A 20023-nucleotide genomic window follows, 5' to 3' on the forward strand; every position below is an offset into this window, starting at 1 on the left:
GAAGCCACCGACGCCCCGACTCGAAGAGGAGTTGTCCATGACGACCGACCCGACCCCCACCACGGCCCTGGTGGCCGGAGTGGACTCGTCCACACAGAGCTGCAAGGTCGTCGTCCGCGACCTCGCCAGCGGACGACTCGTCCGTCAGGGCGCATCGAAGCACCCTGGAGGCACCGAGGTACCCCCGGCAGCCTGGTGGGAGGCGCTGCTCGCGGCGATCACGGACGCCGGCGGCCTCGACGACGTCGCCGCGCTCTCGGTCGCCGGGCAGCAGCACGGGCTCGTCGCTCTCGACGCCGAGGGACGCGTCGTGCGCGACGCCCTGCTCTGGAACGACACCCGCAGCGCGCCGGCCGCCCGCGACCTGGTCGACGAGCTCGGGGCCGACACCTGGGCCCGACGCACGGGCACGGTCCCCGTGGCATCGTTCACGGCGACCAAGCTGCGCTGGCTGCGCGACGCCGAACCCGAGAACGCCGCGCGGGTGGCTGCGGTGGCCTTGCCGCACGACTGGCTGACCTGGCGCCTCCTCGGATTCGGCCCCGTCGACGAGAGCCCGCTCGGGCCCGACCTCGACGCCCTGGTCACCGACCGCTCGGACGCCAGCGGCACCTCGTACTGGAGCCCCGCCGACGAGAGCTACGACCTCGACCTCTTCGAGCACGCGTTCGGCCGTGCCGGGCGCGAGGCGACCGGGCGCGAGACGACCGGGCGCGAGACGACCGGTGCCGAGCCGGGCCAGGACGGGCGCGTCGTGCTCCCGCGGGTGCTCCAGGCCGACCGGACGGCCGGGACGACGGTCGCGAACGGCACGGTCCCCGGGGGCATCGTGATCGGCGCGGGCGCGGGCGACAATGCCGGGGCGGCCCTCGGCCTCGACGCCGCGGTCGGCGACCTCGTCATCAGCATCGGCACGAGCGGCACGGCCTTCGCCGTGACCGACCGCCCCGTGACCGACCCCAGCGGCACGGTCGCCGGCTTCGCCGACGCGGCCGGCGGCTACCTGCCCCTGATCGCCACGCTGAACGCCGCCCGGGTGCTGTCGTCGATCGGCGGCCTGCTCGGTGTCGACCACGACGAACTGGCCCGACTGGCCCTCGCCGCCGAGCCGGGTGCCGGGGGCGTCACGCTCGTGCCCTACTTCGAGGGCGAGCGCACCCCCGACCTACCCGACGCCACGGCCACGCTCTCAGGCCTGACCCTGGCCAGCTCGACCCGCGAGAACCTGGCCCGAGCCGCGGTCGAGGGCATGCTGTCGGCGCTGTCCGACGGTGCCGCCGCCGTCCGACGACAGGGTGTCGACGCCACCCGCGTGCTCCTCGTCGGTGGGGCCGCGCTCAACCCCGCCGTCCAAGCCGTCGCCCGCCAGGTGTTCGACCTGCCCGTGGTCGTGCCCGAGCCGGGCGAGTACGTCGCCGACGGAGCGGCACGGCAGGCGGGCTGGGCCCTCTCGGGGGCGCGACCGACCTGGGCCCCGGCGACCAGCGCCTCCTTCGAGGCCGACCTGCGGCCCGCCGTCGGCGAGCGCTACCGGGCCGCGCAGGGCCTGGGGTCGTTGCCGCGCGCCTGACGCGCGCACCCCGGTGCGGACGACCAGGGGGCGCGGACGACGCCGCCTAGGATCGGACCATGCCCAGCGACCCGGCCAGCACGCGCACGACCATGGCCGAGGACTACCTCAAGGTCATCTGGAAGGCCGAGGAGTGGGCCGAGGACGACACCGGCTCGGGCATCTCGACGAACGAGATCGCCGCCACGCTCGGGGTCAGCGCGTCGACCGTCTCGGGCAACCTGCGCAAGCTCGACCGCGACGGCTACCTCGACTACGAGCCCTACCGGCGCATCGCGCTGAGCGACGAGGGTCGTGCGATCGCGGTGTCGATGGTGCGTCGCCACCGCCTGATCGAGACGTACCTGGTCGAGCGCCTGGGCTACGGCTGGGACGAGGTGCACGACGAGGCCGAGGTGCTCGAACACGCGGTCAGCGACCGGCTGCTCGACCGGTTCGACGCCGAGCTCGGCCACCCGACGGCCGACCCGCACGGCGACCCGATCCCCGCGGCCGACGGCACGGTGGTGCGGCCTCCCGCCCACCCGCTGGGCGACTTCGTCGAGGGCGAGTGCGGTTTCGTCGTCCGTGTCTCGGACGACGAACCCGAGCTGCTGCGGTACCTCAGCTCGCTCGACCTGCGGGTCGGCGCGCACGTCCGCGTCGGCGAGCGCCGGGACTACGCGGGCTCGTTGCAGGTCGTGCTGACCGACGTGCACGACCGGGCGGTCGGCAGCGTCGAACTCGCCGGCGTCGCCGCGGCGTCGGTGTGGGCGAACTCCGAGCCGCACACCCACGCCTGAGGCGGGGGTCGCGTCGGCCGGTCCCCGAGGACGACGGCAGGAGGCGCGGGCCGGGTCAGGAGGCGCGAGCAGCGGACGCCGGGTCGGCCAGCACGGCCGCGAAGGCGAGCTCGGCGGCACCGATGGTCAGACGGTCGACGCCGAGGGCGGCACGAGCGATGCGGACGTCGTCGCGGGCGCCGGGCAGGGACTGCGCCCGGACCCGCTCGACCAGGCGGTCGGGATCGGCCGCGTGCAGCGACCCCAGGAACCCCCCGAGCACGATCAGCTCGGGGTCGAACGAGTTGACGACGCCCCGCAGGGCGACGGCCAGGAAGTCGATCTGACGCCGGACCTCGACGGCCACGGGCGAGCCGGGCTCGGCACCGGCGAGCGCCGCGTCGAGCCGGTCGGCCTGACCGCGATCGAGCCCGGTGACCGCGAGCAGCCCGGCCTGGCCGACCTCGGTCTCGAGGCAGCCGACGGCGCCGCAGTGACAGACCCGGCCCGCCGAGTTGACGAGGGTGTGCCCGATCTCGCCCGCGAAGCCTCCGACCCCGGTCATGGGCCGCCCCGCGACGAGGACTCCCCCACCGACGCCGCTGGCGCCACCGTTGAGGAACACGAGGTCGTCGACGCCGCGGCCGGCACCGAAGCGCCCCTCGGCGATCGCACCGAGCGAAGCGTCGTTCGCGGCCTCGGTGGGCAGTCCCGTGGCCGCGGCCAGGACGGCCGCGAACGGTTCGTCGACCCATCCGAGGTGCGGGGCGAGCCGCACGACTCCCCCGGCCGCGTCGACCAGGCCCGGCACGGCGACCCCGACGCCGACCACCCGCACGTCGGACGCCAGCGTCGAGGCCCGGAGGTCGGCGATCACGGCGGCCGCGACGCGTGCGGCGTCGGACGCCGTCGGGACGTCGACGTTCTCGCGCCGCACCCGGTGCTGGACGGCCCCGTCGAGGCCGACCACGCCGACCGTGACGGCGTCGATCTCGGGGTTGACGGTCAGGGCGACGAACCGCGCGCTCGGGGTCACGACCGGGCTCGGGCGCCCGACCTTGTTGCTGCCGACGGGATCGCTCTCGACGACGAGCCCGAGGTCGACGAGTTCGCCGACGAGGGCCGCGATCGTCGACCGGTTGAGCCCGGTCGCCTGGGTCAGGGCCGACCGCGACGCGGGCCCGTCGACGTGCACGAGAGCGAGTACCGTCGCGAGGTTGGCCCGACGCACCCGGTCGAACCGGGCCCCGAGATCGGGCGACGGGGACGGCGCGGCGGTCGGCGCCGGCGTGGGGTCTGCCATCGTCTCGTGCCTCCTGGGTTCTCGACCGAGGCTAGCGGCCCTGGTGCAGACCGTCGTCAGGCGCAGCAGCACGAGGTCGTCCTCGGCCATGAGGCCGGCGGCGCGGGTCCACGGTTCGCGGGGCGGCGATCTCGGAACCGACGCCGCGCCCCCTTGCCAGCTGGCCCCTGCGAGGATATGTTCGTACTCGCAACAAACGCACTCGACGATGAGGAGACACCATGGCGACCACCCCCACCCGTGAAGACAAGTTCTCGTTCGGCCTCTGGACGATCGGCTACAACGGCTCGGACCCTTTCGGCGGCCCGACCCGCCCGCAGCTCGACGTGGTCGAGGCCGTCGAGAATCTCGACCGGCTCGGCGCCTACGGCCTGACCTTCCACGACGACGACCTCTTCGCCTTCGGCTCGACCGACGCCGAGCGACAGAAGCAGATCGACCGCCTGAAGGGCGCACTCGACGCGACCGGCATCGTCGTGCCGATGGTCACCACCAACCTGTTCAGCGCACCAGTCTTCAAGGACGGCGGCTTCACCTCGAACGACCGCGGCGTCCGCCGCTTCGCCCTGCGCAAGGTACTGCGCAACATCGACCTCGCAGCCGAGCTCGGCGCCAAGACCTTCGTCATGTGGGGCGGCCGCGAGGGCGCGGAGTACGACAGCGCCAAGGACGTGCAGGCCGCCCTCTCGCGCTACAAGGAGGGCGTCGACATGCTCTCGCAGTACGTGCTCGACAAGGGCTACGACCTGCGCTTCGCGATCGAGCCCAAGCCCAACGAGCCCCGCGGCGACATCCTGCTGCCGACCCTCGGTCACGCCATCGCGTTCATCGAGACGCTCGAGCACCCCGAGATGGCCGGCGTCAACCCCGAGGTCGGTCACGAGCAGATGGCCGGGCTGAACTTCACGGCCGGCATCGCCCAGGCCCTCTACCAGGGCAAGCTCTTCCACATCGACCTGAACGGTCAGCGCGGCATCAAGTACGACCAGGACCTCGTCTTCGGCCACGGCGACCTGCAGAACGCGTTCTCCCTCGTCGACCTGCTCGAGCACGGCTCGCCCCAGGGCGGCCCGACCTACGACGGCCCCCGCCACTTCGACTACAAGCCCTCACGCACCGAGACGATCGAGGGCGTGTGGGAGTCCGCGGCCGCGAACATGCGCATGTACCTGCTCCTCAAGGAGCGCGCGCAGGCGTTCCGGGCCGACCCCGAGGTGCAGGAGGCCCTGGTCGCCAGCCAGGTCGCCGAACTCTCGGTGAACACCCTCGCCGACGGTGAAGGCTACGAGCAGCTGCTCGCCGACCGCGCCTCCTACGAGGACTTCGACGCCGACGCCCACTTCGGCGGACACGGCTACGGCTTCGTGCGTCTGCAGCAGCTCGCCCTCGAGCACCTGATGAACGCCCGGGGCTGACGCCGCAGCAGGAGCGGGCAGGAGGCCGGTAAGTTACGAGCACTGCTCTGAAGACCGGCCGAACGGATCGACCTCGATGACTGCCCGCTCCCTGCGTTCCCGCCGCTCGGCGACCGACCGCCCGTCGGTCGCCGTCATCGGCACCCGCGGCTACCCCAGCTACTACGGCGGCTTCGAGACGGCCGTCCGCCGCATCGCTCCCGCCTTGGTCGACGCCGGTTGGGACGTCACGGTCTACGGCCGCGACGGATCGACCCGCGACGACGACCCCGCCCGTGACCGGCGCGTGACGTCACGCCTGACCCGGGGCGTCGAGAGCAAGTCGCTGAGCACCCTGAGCTACGGCCTGACCGCCGTCCTCGACGCGCTCGTGCGCCGACCCGACGCCGCCCTCGTGATGAACGTGGCGAACGGCTTCTGGCTGCCCCTGCTCAGGCTCCGGGGCATCCCGGTGCTGGTCAACGTCGACGGCATCGAGTGGGAGCGCGCCAAATGGGGACGCGCGGCCAAGACGGTGTTCCGCCTCGGCGCCAAGGCCAGCGCTCGCTTCGCGAACGGCCTGATCTGCGACGCCCGCGAGATCGTCCGGCGCTGGCAGGCCGACTTCGGCGTCGAGGGACTGTTCATCCCCTACGGCGGCGACCCCGTCCGCGAGCTCCCGGTCGAGCCCGGCCAGACGCATCGCGGCTACGCGCTGGTCGTCGCCCGGTTCGTGCCCGAGAACACCGTCGTCGAATTCGTCGAGGCGGCCCGCACGATCGCCGAACGCCACCGCGTCGTGATCGTCGGCTCCACCGGCTACGGCGGCGAACTCGACGACCTCGTGAGCAGGCTGGCCGACGAGAACGACCGCGTGACCTGGCTCGGCCACGTCAGCGACGACGATCGCCTGCACGCCCTCTGGCAACACGCCGGGGCCTACTTCCACGGCCACAGCGTGGGCGGCACGAACCCCGCACTGGTGCAGGCCATGTTCGCCGGAGCCCCCGTCGTCGCCCGCGACACCGTCTACAACCGCGAGGTACTCGAGGGTTCCGGCACGCTGGTCGCGCCCGAGCCCGCGGCCATCGCCGCCGCCGTCACCGCGCTGCTCGACGACCCCGCCGAGCAGGAGCGTCTGAGCGGGGCGGCTCTCGCCCGCGCCGCCGACGCCTACACCTGGCAGTCGGTGTGCGACGCCTACGAGGAGGCGCTCCGGGCGACCCTGCGCCGCCGGCGCTGACGCGGGGTCGCCTCGAACCATAACTTGCACATACGTGTGCAAGTTCGTACAGTAGGGGCATGCCTCCTGCCGATGCCCGACCGCGCGCACCGAGGCGTGACGCCGCCGCGAACCGCGACGCGCTGATCGCCGCCGCCGCCCTGTTGCTCAACCGTGACCCGGCGGTGCCGCTCGAGGCCATCGCCGCCGAGGCCGGCCTGTCGCGCCGCTCGGTCTACGGCCACTTCGCGACCCGTGACGACCTCGTCCGCGAGGTCACGCTGCGTGGCGCCGCCCGTGTCGGCGCCGCGGCCCGCCCGGCTCCGATCGCCGACCCCGTGGTGCAGCTCGCCTCCCTCGCCGCTCGGCTCTGGGCCGAGGTCGAGCACGTGCGCGTCATGGCCCAACTGACCGTCCGTGGCCCGATGGCCCAGGAGGTCGGCGAGGCGCTCGCCCCTTTGCGGAAGGCCGTGCGCGACGTCGTCCGACGCGGGGTCGAGTCCGGGCGCATGCGCGACGACATCACGCTCCGCACGCTCGCGCACCTCGTCGAGGGCGCTGCCCTGTCGGTGCTCGACGAAGCGACGACCCAGCGACTCAGCCGCGCCGAGGGCCACCGACTCGTCATGCTCGCCGTGCTCGGCGTCGTCGGTCTCGACTGGCGTACCGCCGGCGACCTCGTCGCGACCACCCCCGAGCTCGCCCTGCCTCCTGAACCGGCGACCGGCCGATCCTCCGCCCCCTCGACAGGAGAACCCGCATGAGGCTCGAACTGCGTGACGTCGCGATCGGCGACGGCCCCGGCGCCGCCCTCCCACCGCTCAGCGCGATCGCCGACCGGTGGAGCCCCGGTTTCGTGGCCGTCGAGACCGAGAACGCCCCCACCCTCGCGTCGCTCGTCGCCGGAGGCCGCATGCGCCCCGAGACCGGTCGGGTCACGGTCGACGGCCGGACGGACGACGCGGCGATCCGCGCCTCCTTCGCTCTCGTCGACACCCCCACCGTCGCCGAGCCGTTCCCCGCCCTCACGGTCGCGCAGGTCACCCGAGAAGAGCTCGCCCTCGCCGGGCTCCGCGCCGACAAGGCCTCGGCGCGCGTGCTGCTCGACGAGATCGGTCTCCGCGACCACGAACGGACCCGCCTGAGCGCCCTGCCCACCGAGCTCAGGGTCCGCCTGCTCTGCGAGCTGGCCGTGCTCCGACCCGAGGTCCGAGGGCTGATCGTGACGACCCCCGAGCGGCACGGCGGCGACGTCGCGGCGTGGCTCTCGGTGGTGCACGATCTCGCCAGCCGCGACTACACCGTGCTGACGATCACCGGGTTCGCCGCCCTCGCGACCATCGAGTCGCTGCCGACGCCGGACTTCGCGCCCGTGACCGAGGCGTCGCCGGAACCCACCTCTTCGTCCGACACCGCCGCTCCCCCCTCCTCCGACGACACCGCGGTCGCCACCACCCCCGACACCTCCGTCGAAAGCGACCAGCCGTGAAGATCCTCGCCCTCGTCCGTTCCGAGCTGCAACGCCTCACCGCCACCCGGCTCGCCCGCCTCGCGCTCGTCGCCCTGATGACCGTGCCGCTGCTCTACGGCGGCCTGTACCTCTGGGCCAACCAGGACCCCTACGCCAAGCTCGACCAGATCCCCGCGGCCCTCGTGAACACCGACGCCGGCACGACCGTCGACGGCGAGCCCGTGAACTACGGCGACGAGGTCTCCGACCAGATCACCGACGGCGGCGACTTCGACTGGCACGTCGTCTCGGCCGCGCAGGCCGCGGCGGGCCTGCGGGACCAGACCTACGACTTCACCTTCACGATCCCGAAGGGCTTCAGCGACGACCTGACCTCGGCGAGCGGCGACGACCCGACGCGGGCCCAGATCACCCTCGCCACGAGCGACGTCAACAGCTACCTGTCGTCGACGATCGCCGAGCAGGCCGCGAAGACCATCCGGGCCTCGGTCACCGAGAAGGTCGGCAAAGAGGCGGCGAGCCGCCTCCTGGTCGGCCTGGCCGACGTGCGCACGAACCTCGGCAGCGCGGTCGACGGCGCCAACCAGCTCGTCGCCGGCGCCGGCTCGGCCGTCGCCGGGGCGAACCAGCTGGTCGACGGCTCCACCGACGCGGCGACCGGGGCCCACACCCTCGCCGACGGGACGAGCCAGCTCAGCTCGGGCGCGTCGTCCCTGAACACCGGGCTGCAGACCCTGAAGACCCGGACGACGGACCTACCCGCCCAGACCCGCGCCCTGGCGGACGGTGCGGCCCAGGTGGCAGCAGGCAACGACGCGTTGGCCACCGGCGTGGCCGACGCGGCCCGGACGAGCGCGACGGCCGCGGCCGCCCTGCCCGCAGCCCAGCAGCAGGCTCAGCAGCAGATCGCCGCGGCCCTGACCGAGCAGGGCTACACCCCCGAGCAGATCCAGCAGATCGCCGCGACCTTCGCGCCGGCGACCGAGTCGCTGACCACCGCCCTGCAGGACGCGAACACCCGGATCCAGGGCCTCGACACCCAGGTCGAGCAGCTCGCCGCGGGCGCCGACCAGGTCTCGACCGGCGCCGCGACCCTGGCGGACGCCACCCCGGCCCTGACCCAGGGCATCTCGGCGGCCGCCACCGGCTCGTCGCAGCTCGCCACCGGTGCGGCGAGCGCCGCCACGGGTGCCTCGACCCTGGCGACCGGCCTCGACACCCTGAGCAGCGGCTCCACCTCGTTGCGTGACGGCATCGTCGACATCGACACCGGCACGACGCAGTTGCGCGACGGCCTGCAGAGCGGGCTCGGCGAGATCCCGGCGAGCACCGAGCAGACGCGTGACGACCAGGCGAGCGCCATCAGCGACCCCGTCGCGGTGACGGACGACGCGCTGACCAGCGCCGGCACCTACGGCGCGGGCCTGGCCCCGTTCTTCATCAGCCTGGCGGCCTGGATCGGCATGTACGCGCTGTTCCTGATCGTGAAACCGATCTCGAAGCGGGCCATCACGGCCGTCAAGGCCCCCGTGCGCATCTCGCTGGCCGGTTGGCTGGCCCCGGTCGTGCTGGGCGTCGTGCAGATGGTCGCGCTGTACGTCATCGTCACCCAGGCACTCGGTTTCGAGGTCGCCCACCCGCTCGGCATGATCGGCCTGATGGCCCTGGCCTCGGCGGCGTTCGCGGCCATCATCATGACGCTCAACGTCTGGCTCGGCAGCGTCGGCCAGTTCCTGGGGTTGGTGCTCATGGTCGTGCAGCTCGTCACGGCCGGGGGCACGTTCCCGTGGCAGACCCTGCCTGCGCCGCTCGCCGCCCTGCACTTCGTGCTGCCGATGAGCTACGCCACCGACGGCCTGCGCCAGGTGATGTACGGCGGCAGCTCGGCCGCGGCCTGGGGTGACGCGGGCGTCCTCGCCGCCTGGCTGCTCGGCGCGCTCCTCCTGACCTGGGTGGCGACCGCCCGCATGACGCGGGCGCGCACGCTGCGCGACCTGCGGCCCTCTCTGATCGGCTGAGGCCCGCGGCCGACGCCGGGAACGCAGGAGGCGCGGGTCGGGTGACCCGCGCCTCCTGCGTTCCCGAGACGGTCGCCCCCGATCAGCCCGCCCGCTCCTCGAGCGTCGGCAGGACACTCGGGTCGGCGTCGGCGAGGAAGGCCGTCAGGCGTTCGACCTCGTCGGTCTCGCCGATCGCTGCCGCACCTCGGCGGAGGGCGAAGAGCGACCGCAGCACGCCGCGGTTGGGCTCGTGCGACCACGGCACGGGGCCCTGACCACGCCATCCCGCCTTGCGGAGGGCGTCGAGCCCCCGGTGGTAGCCGACGCGGGCGTAGGCGTAGGCCTCGAGCTCGGCACCGCGCGCGTGGGCCTCGTCGCTGAGGAGCGCCCAGGCGAGGGACGAGGTGGGGTGGGCCGTGACGACCTCGGTGGTCGTGAGGGTCTCGAGGTCGGCGACGACGGTGGGTTCGGCGGGCAGCCGGGTCTCGGGCACGCCGAGCAGGTTCGTGGAGGTCATCCCCCCATCATCCACGACGGACGCCACGGCGAGCCGCTCGCCCTGGCATGACCCGTTCCGCCATGCGATACTGAGATATCACACACGGTCACGCGCCGTGTCGGGCCCTGCCGTGCCCGCGAGCTCTCGACGAAAGACCACCGTGCCCTCGACCGGAAAGCGCCGTGCCGCCCTCGACTCACCCGCCCTGTTCGCGTACCCGATGCACGGTCAACGCAAGTTGCTCGGTGAGGGCTACCGCACGCGAGACGGCCACCTGATCGAGTGGCTCGGTCACGACCTGGCGGCCCGAGGCGGCGTCACCGTCGTCTCGCGGCCCGAGCCCCTCGTGACCTCGGTCACGCGTCGCCGCCCCGTCGGGGCTCACGCCACCGGCACCCGCTCGGTCGACGCCGTCACGCTCCGGGTCCCCGATCCGCGTGACCGGCGGCGCTGGTGGGTCGCGTCCGCCCGCGCCTACCCCTCGCTGCCCCCGTCGTCGGCCTCCGTGCCGGCCCTGGTCTGGAATCCCTTCGCCGCCCTCGCGCCGGTCGCGGCCAACCCCTTCGCGGGCCCCCGACGGGTCGTCCTCGACCTGCTCGACGACTGGACCCGGCACTACGCCTTCGAGAGCATCCGCGCCGAGGTCGACGAGGCCTACGCCACCGCCTTCGGACGCGCCGACGTGGTCACGGCCAACGGGGCGGGCACGGCCGCTCTCGCCCGACGGCACGGGCGCACCGACGTCGTGCTGCTGCCCAACGGGTGCGACCCCCACCGGTTCGACGGCACCAGCCGCGCCACGGGCCCGACCACCGTCGGCTACGTGGGCAAGATCGGGCGGAGGCTCGACCTCGAGGGCATCCTGACGACCGTCGCCGCCCTGCCCCACGTGTCGTTCGTGTTCGCGGGCCCCGTCCTCGACGCCGAGTACGGGGTGCTGGCGGGCTCCCCGAACGTCACCCTGCTGGGCGACGTCCACTACGACCGCGTACCGGCCCTGTTGCAGACCTTCGACGTCGGTTGGGTGCCCCACCACGTCGGCGATCGCGAGGTCGGCGGCGACGTCATCAAGACCTACGAGTACCGCGCCGCGGGTCTGCCGGTCGTCAGCACGGCGATCTGCGGCATCGATGCGCGCGGCCTGGACGGGGTGACGGTCGCCGACGCCGCCGAGCACGCCTCGGTGATCGCCTCACTCGTGGGATCGGACGGGCGTGCCCCCCGGCTGCCGGGCGCGATCCCCCCCGAGGCCACGTGGCGGCGCAAGGCCGACGTCGTCCTCGACGCGCTCGGGCTCTCGGCCCTCCGACCGTCCTAGACCCACCCCGTCCTCGACCCGACACGACGCCGTTCAGCAGGGAAGAACCTCATGGAACTCAAGACCTTCATCACCGTCGTCCGCGCACGGTGGCGCCTCATCGTCGTCGTGACGTTGAGCACCGTGCTGCTCGGGTCGATCGCATCACTGACGACGACCAGGTCGTACTCGTCCTCGACGCAGCTCTTCGTCTCGGTCTCGTCGATCGGCTCGTCGGACGCCGGCGACCTCGTCCAGGGCAGCAGTGCCGCCCAGGCCAAGGTGCGGTCGTACGTCTCGGTCGTCACCTCGGGCCGGGTCCTCGAGCCCGTCATCGCCGATCTCGGGCTCGACACCACGCCCGCCGGACTCGCCGCGGAGATCTCGGCCTCGAGCCCGGTCAACACGTCGTTGATCGACATCTCGGTCACCGACCCCGACCCCGCCCAGGCCGCGCGACTCACCGGAGCCGTGGCCGCGAGCTTCGAGAAGGTGGTCGAAGAACAGCTCGAACGACCCGTGGGCGGCGGCAGCGGGCTCGTCACCGTCGAGTCCCTCGACAGCCCCGCCGTCCCGACGAGGCCGACCAACCCCAAGCCGGTCCTCTGGATCAGCCTGGCATTCGCCGTGGGTGTGCTCTCGGGCACGGCCCTGGCCCTCCTGCGCGACACCCTCGACACGCGCATCCGCAGCAAGGCCGACGTCGAGGAGGTGACGGACGCTCCGGTGCTCGGTGGCATCGGCTTCCATCCTCGAGCCACCACGGCACCGTTGGTGGTCGACCACGCCCCCCGCAGCCCGCTCGCGGAGTCCTACCGGGCCCTCCGCACCAGCTTGCAGTTCGTGACGTTCGAGGGTCACGGTCGCACGCTCGTCGTCACGTCGGCCATGCCCGGCGAGGGAAAGTCGACCACGGCAGCGAACCTGGCCGTCTGCCTGGCCGAGACCGGAGCCTCCGTCCTGCTCGTCGACGCCGACCTGCGTCGACCTCGCATCGCCGAGATCATGGGTCTCGAGGGAGCCGTCGGGTTGACCGACCTGCTCGTCGGCAGGGCGGAACTCGTCGACGCCGTGCAGCCGTGGGGGGACCTGGCCCTGCACGTCCTGCCGTCGGGCACCGTTCCCCCCAACCCGAGCGAGCTGCTCGGCTCACTCGCCATGGCGAGCCTCGTCTCGACGGTCGAGGTCGACTACGACTTCGTCGTCATCGACACCCCGCCCCTGCTCCCGGTGACCGACGCCGCCGTGCTCAGCCGCTGCGTCAGTGGTGTGATCGTGGCGACCGCCGCGCAGCGCTCGTCGCGCCACCAGCTGAAACAGGCCCTCGCCGCCATCTCCGAGATCGGCAGCCGTACCGTGGGCATCGTCCTCACGATGGCCCCCATGAAAGGCCTGGGAGCCTACGGGTACGGCGAGTACGGCGGCTACCACGTCTCGATACCCGAGAGCCCGGCCTCGGCATCGACTGCGACAGCCGGGTGACCGTCCCGCCCCTGCTCGTGGTGTGCACCGGCAACATCTGCCGCTCGCCGCTCGCCGCCGAGCTGGTGCGCCGTGCCACGCCGGCCGCGGTGGAGAGCTACGGGACGGCCGCTCTCGAAGGCCACGCACCGCCGCGAGCCACCCTGGATGCCGCCCGACGCCTGGGGCTCGATCTGGCGGCCCACCGCGCCCGTCAGCTGACGGTCGACGCCGTGGGGCACGCGCCCCTCGTCCTCGCGCTCGCCCGGGAGCATCGACGGGCCGTCGTGTCGCTGGTCCCGAGGGCGAACCGATCGACGTTCACCCTGCGTGAGTTCGCCCGCCTGACGCGCCTCGTCGATCCCGACGACACGGACCGGGCGATGGCGTCGGCGCCCGACGCCGCCGTCCGCCTCCAGCGAGCCGTCGCCCTCGCGGCAGCTCGGCGCGGCTCGGGCCGCCTGGCGGCAGCTGACGAGGACGACGTGGTCGACCCCTTCGGGTGCGGGCCCGAGGTCTACGCGAGGTCGACCGCCCAGATCGTCACGGCGACGAACGACGTCGCCGCCTACCTCGGCCGCGCCCTGGGTGCCTGACACCGCATCCGCTCAGGGGATCGCCGTGGCTTGACGGACGGCCCCGTCGTCGCGTGGAGGATCGGCGAGGCCACTGAAGGCCCAGAGCAGCGCGGACATCGAGAACCACACGAGGTAGTCGAACGAGAACAGCATCACGATCATGACGACGAGAACGGCACGACCCGCTCGAGAGGCGTGGACGACGGCGACGACGAGCGCGACGACGAAGCAGGCGACCCCGACGATGCCGAACGTGGCGAATGTCGTGACGAGTTGGTCGTCCACGACCGTGAACCCGTCCTGCGGCAGGAACCCGCGGGCGTACAACTCGGGTTCACTGCCGAAGCCGCTGCCGAAGGCGACCTCGAGGGCCGGCCGCGCGAGGAGGCCCGGCACCGATCGGAGCGCCCCCATCCGGTTCTCGTACGACCCAGAGGACACGAGCGTCCCGACCGCGTCGACGATCTCGGACGCCAGGGCCGCGGAACCCGCGACGACGGCGAGACCCGCCAGGACGATCTTCATGGCCCGGGTCCGCGCCTCGGAGGTCGTCAGAACGTAGGTCACGGCGAGGAGGACCGCCGCGACGACGCTCCGACTTCCCGACAGGAGGATGCCCGCCGACAGCACGAGGACGGCCACGGCCGCGAACCAGGCCGGGAAGGCCCGGCGTGCCACGAGGACGACGACCAGGCAGACCGCGAGGAAGACGGCGTACGGGATGGGGTGACCGAGGGTTCCCTCGACCCGGACGAGACCGCCGGGAAGGATCTTGTTGTCGCTGACGAACGAGCGGCCCGTCGCGAGGACCTTGTAACCCCAGGGAATCGGTCGATGCGTGACGGTGAGTTCGAGGGCGCCCAGCACGACCTGGACGAAGCCGAGCCCGACGAGGCCACGGACGAAGATCGTCACGTCACGACGCGACGACGTCGCCACGAGCGCGGAGACCCCGACGCCGACCGCCGCGAGCTCGGCCATGAGGACGGTGGTCCCGGGCCGGAACACGAGCACGCAGACGATCGAGAAGGCGAAGAAGACGAGCGTCGCCGTCGTCGCCCGCGGGCGTCCGACGGTCCAGGACCGTGGTGAGGCGAGGGCCGCGCCGGCGAGTGCGACCACGCCCGCCACGACCGCGTGCCGCACGACCTCGGGCACGGTCGCCGACGTCGACGCGACGAGGAGGCCGAACGCCGCGACGAGGGAGACGCCCCGCCGCCGGTCGGCCGGCAGGAGCAGACCGACGACCAGCGCGAGGAGGGCCGCCGCGACCGCGCCGGCGAGCACGGTCAGCATCGGGAGGCCTCGGACGGCGGACCGGAACCCGACGGGGGGACCGGCCGTGGCGCCTGCCCGCGCGGGGTCCGGTCCGACCGCACGAGGACGACGAGCTGGACGACGAGCCCGACGGCCTCGGCCACCACGAGTGCCGACAGGGCTCCGAGCGCGCCCAGACGGGCCCCGAGCACGAGGGTCCCGGGCACCCCGACGAGAGCCGAACAGATCGACGCCGTGGTGGTGTGCGCATGTCGCTCGGCACTGACCAGGGCGAGACCGGCACCACGTGACGCACAGATCACCCCGACGAGGAGACCCCCTGTCACGGCCAGGTCGGGCGACACCGGGACGGCCCCCGTGAAGAGGACGTCGGCGACGGCCGGCATGCAGGTCGCGAAGCCCAGGCCGACGACGAGCCCGAGACCGACGTTGAGCGACAGTGAGATCGTGCTGCGACGACGAGCGAGCTCGGCGGAGGGCACGCCCACCCAGGTCTGGAGGCGGTCGGGGATCGCGGACACGACCTGCAGCCCCATGCGCAGCGGGCGGTCCACCGCGGCGAAGGCGGCCACCGAGCCGGGCGACACCGTGCCCAGCACGGCCACGGGCAGGGATTTGTAGGTCGTCGCCACGCCCCGCCCGAGCACGAGGACGAGCTGAGAGCTCACGACGGCCCCGACGGCACGGAAGTCACCGGTCGCGGGCAGGCGCGCCCCACCGAGTCGGGGCGCCACCACGAAGGTGACCGCGGCCGCGAGGACCATGCCGGCGCCGTAGACCTCGAGCGGCGCGCCGGCGCGGATCGCCACGGCCGATGCCACCGAGACCACCACGCGCGGCCCGGTCTCGGCGACCAGGACGAGCAGCGGTCGTCCGAGGCCGATGAAGTACCAGGTCGGGCTGAGCGCCCCGAGCGCGACTCCCACCGAGACGAGCACGGCTGCCGGGCGGTGTTCGTCCGCGACGACGGCCGTCACGACCGCGGCGACCGGCAGCAGGACGGCGGTCGCGACGATCTTGCTGGCCAGGGCCGTGGCGAAGAGGTCGCCGGGGGGTCGGGTGCCGCGGGCGACACGTTGCGGGCCCACGATGCCCCACCCGAGTTCGGCGACGACCGACGTGGCGACGCCCACCGACAGGCCGACGGCCACGGCGGACCACCCCGACGCCCCCTGGGTCGAGGTGACCGCGGGGATCACGGCCAACGGCGCCGCCGCGGCCAGGGCAGGCACGAGCAGGTGGAGGGCGAGCCGGCCGACCTGGCGCCCGAGTGCCCTCACGAGACCGGGCCGAGGCCGAGGCCCGCCAACCGGTCGGTGAGCCGGTCGTACGACCGACGGACGATCGCCTCGAGACGCACGGCGACGTCGCGGGGGGCCTTAGCCCGGTCGGCCGGCGGGGCCGTGACGAGGGCGTCGGCGATCGAGGAGGCGCTGGCCGGCTCGGTCTGGACGAGCAGGCCCCCGACCTCGCGCTGGACGTCGTCGAGGGCGCTCGTCCGCTGGGTGACGACGGTTCGACCGCACGCCAGCCCCTGCCAGACCTTGTTCGCCACGACGCCGCGGGCCTTGGCCGAGGAGCCGAAGACCCCCAGGACCACGTCGGCCCGCGCGATGCGCTCGACGAGTTCGCTCTCGGGGACCGCGTCGACGAATGTGCACCGGTCGGCGAGGCCTGCCCGGCGGACACGTGCCTCGGCGGACGGACGGGCGGGGCCGTCGCCGACGAAGACGACCTCGACCCGGCGACGTGCCCCGACCAGCACGAGGGCCTCGATGACGAGGTCGACGCCGTGGAGGGGGATGTAACCCCCGTAGTAGAGCACTCGGAGGGCGTCGCCGCGCGCCTCCGATGGTTGCCACGTGGCCCAGGCCGGGGCGCCGACCGCGAGCGGCACGACCGGCGCCGCCGGGTGGTGCCGGCGCACGATCTCGGCGGCCCGGGGCTCGGTGTCGACGAGGTAGACGTCGGCGCACCTCACGGCAGCGGCGTCGAGGAGGCGCAGCCGGCGGGCGGCGAGTGACGCCGGAGCGACCCGGCGCCCGTCGTCGACCGCCGTCTCGTGGAGCCCCACGAACCCGTCGACGACGAGGACGGCACCCCGCAGACGGGCTGCGAGCCACGCCAGTGGCGCGTGACTGAGACGGAATTCGGAGACGAGCACGACGTCGGCGTGACGACTGCCCCGGGCGAGCGACCGGACGTCGTGGAACGCGCGGCGCAGCCGGGATGCGGCCCGAGACCGGGGGGCGACGTCGACCACCGCCCCGAGCCGCCGTTCGAGATGAGCCCGCACGCGGACGTTGCGGGGGTAGCCCGTGTCGTGCACCCCGTACTGGAGCACCCGGAGCGGACCCGCACCGGGGCGAGACGGTCTTGCCGGGCGGCCGGCCGGGCGCCTCATCGAGGGGTCGCCCCGATGCCGAGGCGAGAGAGCCGGTCGACCACGGCGTCGACCGAGGCCGCGACGGACAGGAGCGAGGCGTTGGCGGCGACGTGATCCGAGACCGTCCGGCGCAGGGCGGGGTCGCCGGTCAGATCGTGGACGGCGGCGAGCCAGCGCTCGGGCTCGTCGACGGGCAGGACGATCCGTCGTCGCAGGTCGGGGTCGGTCACGAGGAGGGGCGCGGCGCCGTAGCTGTCACCCAACAGGATCGGCAGGCCGGAGGCGGCGGCCTCGACCGCGCTCCGGCCGAAGGCTTCGCGCGAGGCCGTCCCGACGAACAACCCCGCGTCGTCCCAGAGGGCGGCGGGGTCGACCCACCCGGGCATGGTCACGCCGTCGGGTAGGGAGGCCCGGAGGCCCGCCTCGAGCGGTCCGTGCCCGTGCAGGCGAGCGGGGACGCCGGCTCGTGCCGCGAGCTCGACGAACGCGCCCGGGCGCTTGTCGACGTCGAACCGGGCCGCCCAGACGAGCGGCGTGGCGGCCTCGCCTCGTGACCTCCGGGGCGGGAGGCGGATGCCGGCGGGGACGAGATGCGGGCGGCGGACCCGTGCCACCTCGCCGGCGAGGACGGTCGTGGTGGCCCAGACGTCGTCGGCCGTTCGAAGAGCACGGCCCTCGACGAGTCGGAGGGCCGCTCGACGGACGACGGATTGCTCGCCGGGGGCCGGCCAGGGCAACCCTCGGACCCACGCGACCCAGGGCCGGGCCGATCGCCCCCGCAGCTGGGCGAGTGCGACGTCGCTCTGCGTGACGAGGGTGACGACGACGTCGGCGGCCCGGACCTCGGGGGCGCTCGACACGAGGCGTCCGACCTCGTCGACGACGGCGCGGCCGTGTGCACGCACCGTCACCTCGCGGACCCCCGGGGTGCTCGCGACGGTGCCACGGGCCGTCGGTCGCAGCCCCACGACGGCCCGCCAGTCGAACCCTCGGGCCCGCGCCTCGGCGACCAGGTCGTGGGCCGACCGGTAGACCCCGCTACGGGCCATCAACGGCGCCGCGACGAGACAGACCCGGGGCACCGCACGGGGACCGCCCGGAGGTGGGGTCATGGCGGTCGACGGCACCGGACACTCTCGCTTCTGCTCGGGAGACAGGAGGTGATCGACCCCCGGCCGATCATGAAGAGTATAGGTGTGACATATGAGCAGGTCAACGACCGCCCGCCACGAGGGTCAGAAGCGGTGACGCACGACCCACGAGTGCATCACCACGGCAGCGGCCGCCGCCGCGTTGATGCTGCGCGTCGAACCGAACTGCGAGATCTCGAGCACGGCCTCGGAGGCCGCGAGCGCCTCGGGCGACAGCCCCGGCCCCTCTTGCCCGAACACGAGGACGCAACGCTCGGGCAGGTCGAACGTCTCGATCGGCACGGAACCCTCGACGTTGTCGACGGCGAGGACGGGGAGGCCCTGCTCGCGAGCCCACGCCAGGAACGTCGCGACGTCGGGGTGGTGCAGCACGTGCTGGTACCGGTCGGTCACCATGGCGCCGCGTTTGTTCCACCGACGGCGTCCGATGATGTGGACCGTGTCGGCGGCGAAGGCGTTGGCGCTGCGCACGATCGAGCCGATGTTCATGTCGTGCTGCCAGTTCTCGACCGCCACGTGGAAGCCGTGCCGATGGGCGTCGATGTCGGCGACCACGGCTTCCATCGTCCAGTACCGGTAGCGATCGACGACGTTGCGCCGGTCGCCGTCGCGCAGCAGCTCGGGGTCGAAGTGGTCCCCCTCGGGCCAGGCCTCCTCGCCTCCCGGCCAGGGCCCCACCCCGTGCGTGAGCTCGTCGTTCGGGGGCGTCGGGGACTCGTCCTGGGGCATCCGACCAGGGTAGGCGGTGGGAGCCGGCGACCTGCGCCTCCTCGTCGTCAGGGCACCTCGCTAAGGTGACCGCATGGGTGCACGCGAAGACGTCGAATGCTGGCTGACCGACATGGACGGCGTCCTCGTCCACGAGAACCACGCGCTGCCCGGGGCCGCCGAGTTGATCCAGCAGTGGCAGGACGAGGGCACCCCCTACCTGGTGCTGACCAACAACTCGATCTTCACCCCGCGCGACCTCGCGGCCCGGCTCCGCGCCTCCGGGCTGCACGTGCCCGAGGAACGCATCTGGACGAGTGCCCTCGCCACGGCCGACTTCTGCCGCTCGCAGATGCCCGGCGGTTCGGCGTTCGTGATCGGTGAGGCGGGCATGACGACGGCCCTGCACGAGGCCGGGTTCATCATGACCGAGACGAATCCCGACTACGTGGTCGTGGGCGAGACCCGCAACTACTCGTTCGACTCGATCACCAAGGCCGTGCGCCTGATCCTCGGCGGGGCACGGTTCATCGTGACCAACCCGGATGCCACGGGACCCAGCGCCGACGGTGTGCTGCCCGCCACGGGCGCCATCGCCGCGATGATCTCGAAGGCGACCAACAAGGACCCCTACGTGGTCGGCAAGCCCAACCCGATGATGTTCCGCTCGGCGATGAACCGCATCGGCGCCCACAGCGAGAACACCGCGATGATCGGCGACCGCATGGACACCGACATCATGGCGGGTATCGAGGCCGGCCTGCACACGATCCTCGTGATGACGGGCATCAGCGATCAGGCCGAGATCGACCGCTACCCGTTCCGCCCGAACGAGATCCTGGCCGGCGTCCACGAACTCGTGCGCAGCGAACCGGTCGAGTCCGACGTGGTCCCGTCCGAGGCCTGACCTCCGCGACCGAGGAGGCGCGGGTCGTGTCGGTCGA

Annotated in this window: 18 protein-coding genes; 11 read left to right on the forward strand and 7 right to left on the reverse strand. The window is 73.1% G+C overall.

Annotated elements, in window-relative coordinates:
• Positions 1 to 37 precede the first annotated feature (37 nt).
• Both EDF50_RS15380 and EDF50_RS15385 read left to right on the forward strand, forming a co-directional pair.
• Positions 38 to 1570 (forward strand): FGGY family carbohydrate kinase, encoded by a 1533-nt coding sequence (locus EDF50_RS15380; protein WP_123520394.1) that lies wholly within the window; start codon positions 38 to 40, stop codon positions 1568 to 1570.
• Between the two features lie 59 nt (positions 1571 to 1629).
• Entirely contained in the window at positions 1630 to 2352 is a 723-nt protein-coding gene (locus EDF50_RS15385; RefSeq protein WP_123520395.1) for a metal-dependent transcriptional regulator, read from the forward strand.
• A 55-nt stretch (positions 2353 to 2407) separates the two neighbouring features.
• Here the strand turns inward: EDF50_RS15385 and EDF50_RS15390 are convergent, their stop codons facing one another.
• The gene (locus tag EDF50_RS15390) at positions 2408 to 3634 is read right to left on the reverse strand and encodes an ROK family protein (protein WP_123520515.1); all 1227 of its coding nucleotides are present in this window, start codon (positions 3632 to 3634) and stop codon (positions 2408 to 2410) included.
• Positions 3635 to 3855: 221 nt separating this feature from the next.
• Here EDF50_RS15390 and xylA point away from each other — a divergent pair, with 221 nt between their 5' ends.
• The 5 genes from xylA to EDF50_RS15415 all read left to right on the forward strand — a co-directional run bounded on the left by xylA (position 3856) and on the right by EDF50_RS15415 (position 9739).
• Complete coding sequence (gene xylA, locus EDF50_RS15395; RefSeq protein ID WP_123520396.1) at positions 3856 to 5049, forward strand: xylose isomerase; 1194 nt, start codon at positions 3856 to 3858, stop codon at positions 5047 to 5049.
• A gap of 76 nt (positions 5050 to 5125) precedes the next feature.
• On the forward strand, positions 5126 to 6271 hold the full coding sequence (locus EDF50_RS15400; protein ID WP_123520397.1) for a glycosyltransferase: 1146 nt from the start codon (positions 5126 to 5128) through the stop codon (positions 6269 to 6271).
• A gap of 59 nt (positions 6272 to 6330) precedes the next feature.
• Entirely contained in the window at positions 6331 to 7014 is a 684-nt protein-coding gene (locus tag EDF50_RS15405) for a TetR/AcrR family transcriptional regulator (protein ID WP_123520398.1), read from the forward strand.
• Positions 7011 to 7739, forward strand: coding sequence for a hypothetical protein (locus tag EDF50_RS15410; RefSeq protein ID WP_123520399.1), 729 nt, complete (start codon positions 7011 to 7013; stop codon positions 7737 to 7739). The genes EDF50_RS15405 and EDF50_RS15410 overlap by 4 nt, the downstream gene beginning before the upstream one ends.
• Positions 7736 to 9739, forward strand: coding sequence for a YhgE/Pip family protein (locus EDF50_RS15415; RefSeq protein WP_123520400.1), 2004 nt, complete (start codon positions 7736 to 7738; stop codon positions 9737 to 9739). Before EDF50_RS15410 ends, EDF50_RS15415 begins: the two co-directional genes overlap by 4 nt.
• 82 nt (positions 9740 to 9821) lie before the next feature.
• Here EDF50_RS15415 and EDF50_RS15420 read toward each other — a convergent pair whose 3' ends face one another.
• Entirely contained in the window at positions 9822 to 10238 is a 417-nt protein-coding gene (locus EDF50_RS15420) for a DUF3151 domain-containing protein (RefSeq protein WP_123520401.1), read from the reverse strand.
• Between the two features lie 142 nt (positions 10239 to 10380).
• Here EDF50_RS15420 and EDF50_RS15425 point away from each other — a divergent pair, with 142 nt between their 5' ends.
• Genes EDF50_RS15425 through EDF50_RS15435 form a run of 3 tightly spaced genes read left to right on the forward strand, consistent with a single transcriptional unit; the run spans position 10381 to position 13574 of the window.
• A complete protein-coding gene (locus EDF50_RS15425; protein ID WP_199738824.1) occupies positions 10381 to 11538 on the forward strand; it encodes a glycosyltransferase in 1158 nt (385 codons plus the stop codon).
• A 51-nt stretch (positions 11539 to 11589) separates the two neighbouring features.
• Positions 11590 to 12999, forward strand: a complete 1410-nt coding sequence (locus EDF50_RS15430; RefSeq protein ID WP_123520402.1) for a polysaccharide biosynthesis tyrosine autokinase — start codon at positions 11590 to 11592, stop codon at positions 12997 to 12999.
• Entirely contained in the window at positions 12996 to 13574 is a 579-nt protein-coding gene (locus EDF50_RS15435) for a low molecular weight phosphatase family protein (protein ID WP_158612744.1), read from the forward strand. The genes EDF50_RS15430 and EDF50_RS15435 overlap by 4 nt, the downstream gene beginning before the upstream one ends.
• Before the next feature lie 12 nt (positions 13575 to 13586).
• Here EDF50_RS15435 and EDF50_RS15440 read toward each other — a convergent pair whose 3' ends face one another.
• The 5 genes from EDF50_RS15440 to EDF50_RS15460 form a co-directional block, all read right to left on the reverse strand.
• The gene (locus tag EDF50_RS15440; protein WP_123520403.1) at positions 13587 to 14852 is read right to left on the reverse strand and encodes a hypothetical protein; all 1266 of its coding nucleotides are present in this window, start codon (positions 14850 to 14852) and stop codon (positions 13587 to 13589) included.
• Positions 14846 to 16114, reverse strand: coding sequence for a hypothetical protein (locus EDF50_RS15445; protein WP_123520404.1), 1269 nt, complete (start codon positions 16112 to 16114; stop codon positions 14846 to 14848). Before EDF50_RS15445 ends, EDF50_RS15440 begins: the two co-directional genes overlap by 7 nt.
• Positions 16111 to 17178 (reverse strand): glycosyltransferase, encoded by a 1068-nt coding sequence (locus EDF50_RS15450; protein WP_158612745.1) that lies wholly within the window; start codon positions 17176 to 17178, stop codon positions 16111 to 16113. The genes EDF50_RS15445 and EDF50_RS15450 overlap by 4 nt, the downstream gene beginning before the upstream one ends.
• 56 nt (positions 17179 to 17234) lie before the next feature.
• Entirely contained in the window at positions 17235 to 18269 is a 1035-nt protein-coding gene (locus EDF50_RS15455) for a glycosyltransferase (protein ID WP_123520406.1), read from the reverse strand.
• Between the two features lie 186 nt (positions 18270 to 18455).
• Positions 18456 to 19100, reverse strand: a complete 645-nt coding sequence (locus tag EDF50_RS15460) for a TrmH family RNA methyltransferase (RefSeq protein WP_123520407.1) — start codon at positions 19098 to 19100, stop codon at positions 18456 to 18458.
• Positions 19101 to 19173: 73 nt separating this feature from the next.
• Between EDF50_RS15460 and EDF50_RS15465 the strand changes: the two genes are divergently transcribed.
• Positions 19174 to 19986, forward strand: a complete 813-nt coding sequence (locus EDF50_RS15465) for an HAD-IIA family hydrolase (RefSeq protein ID WP_123520408.1) — start codon at positions 19174 to 19176, stop codon at positions 19984 to 19986.
• Positions 19987 to 20023: the final 37 nt, after the last annotated feature.

The sequence above is a fragment of the Frigoribacterium sp. PhB24 genome, from assembly GCF_003755185.1.
Classification (GTDB): Bacteria; Actinomycetota; Actinomycetes; order Actinomycetales; family Microbacteriaceae; genus Frigoribacterium.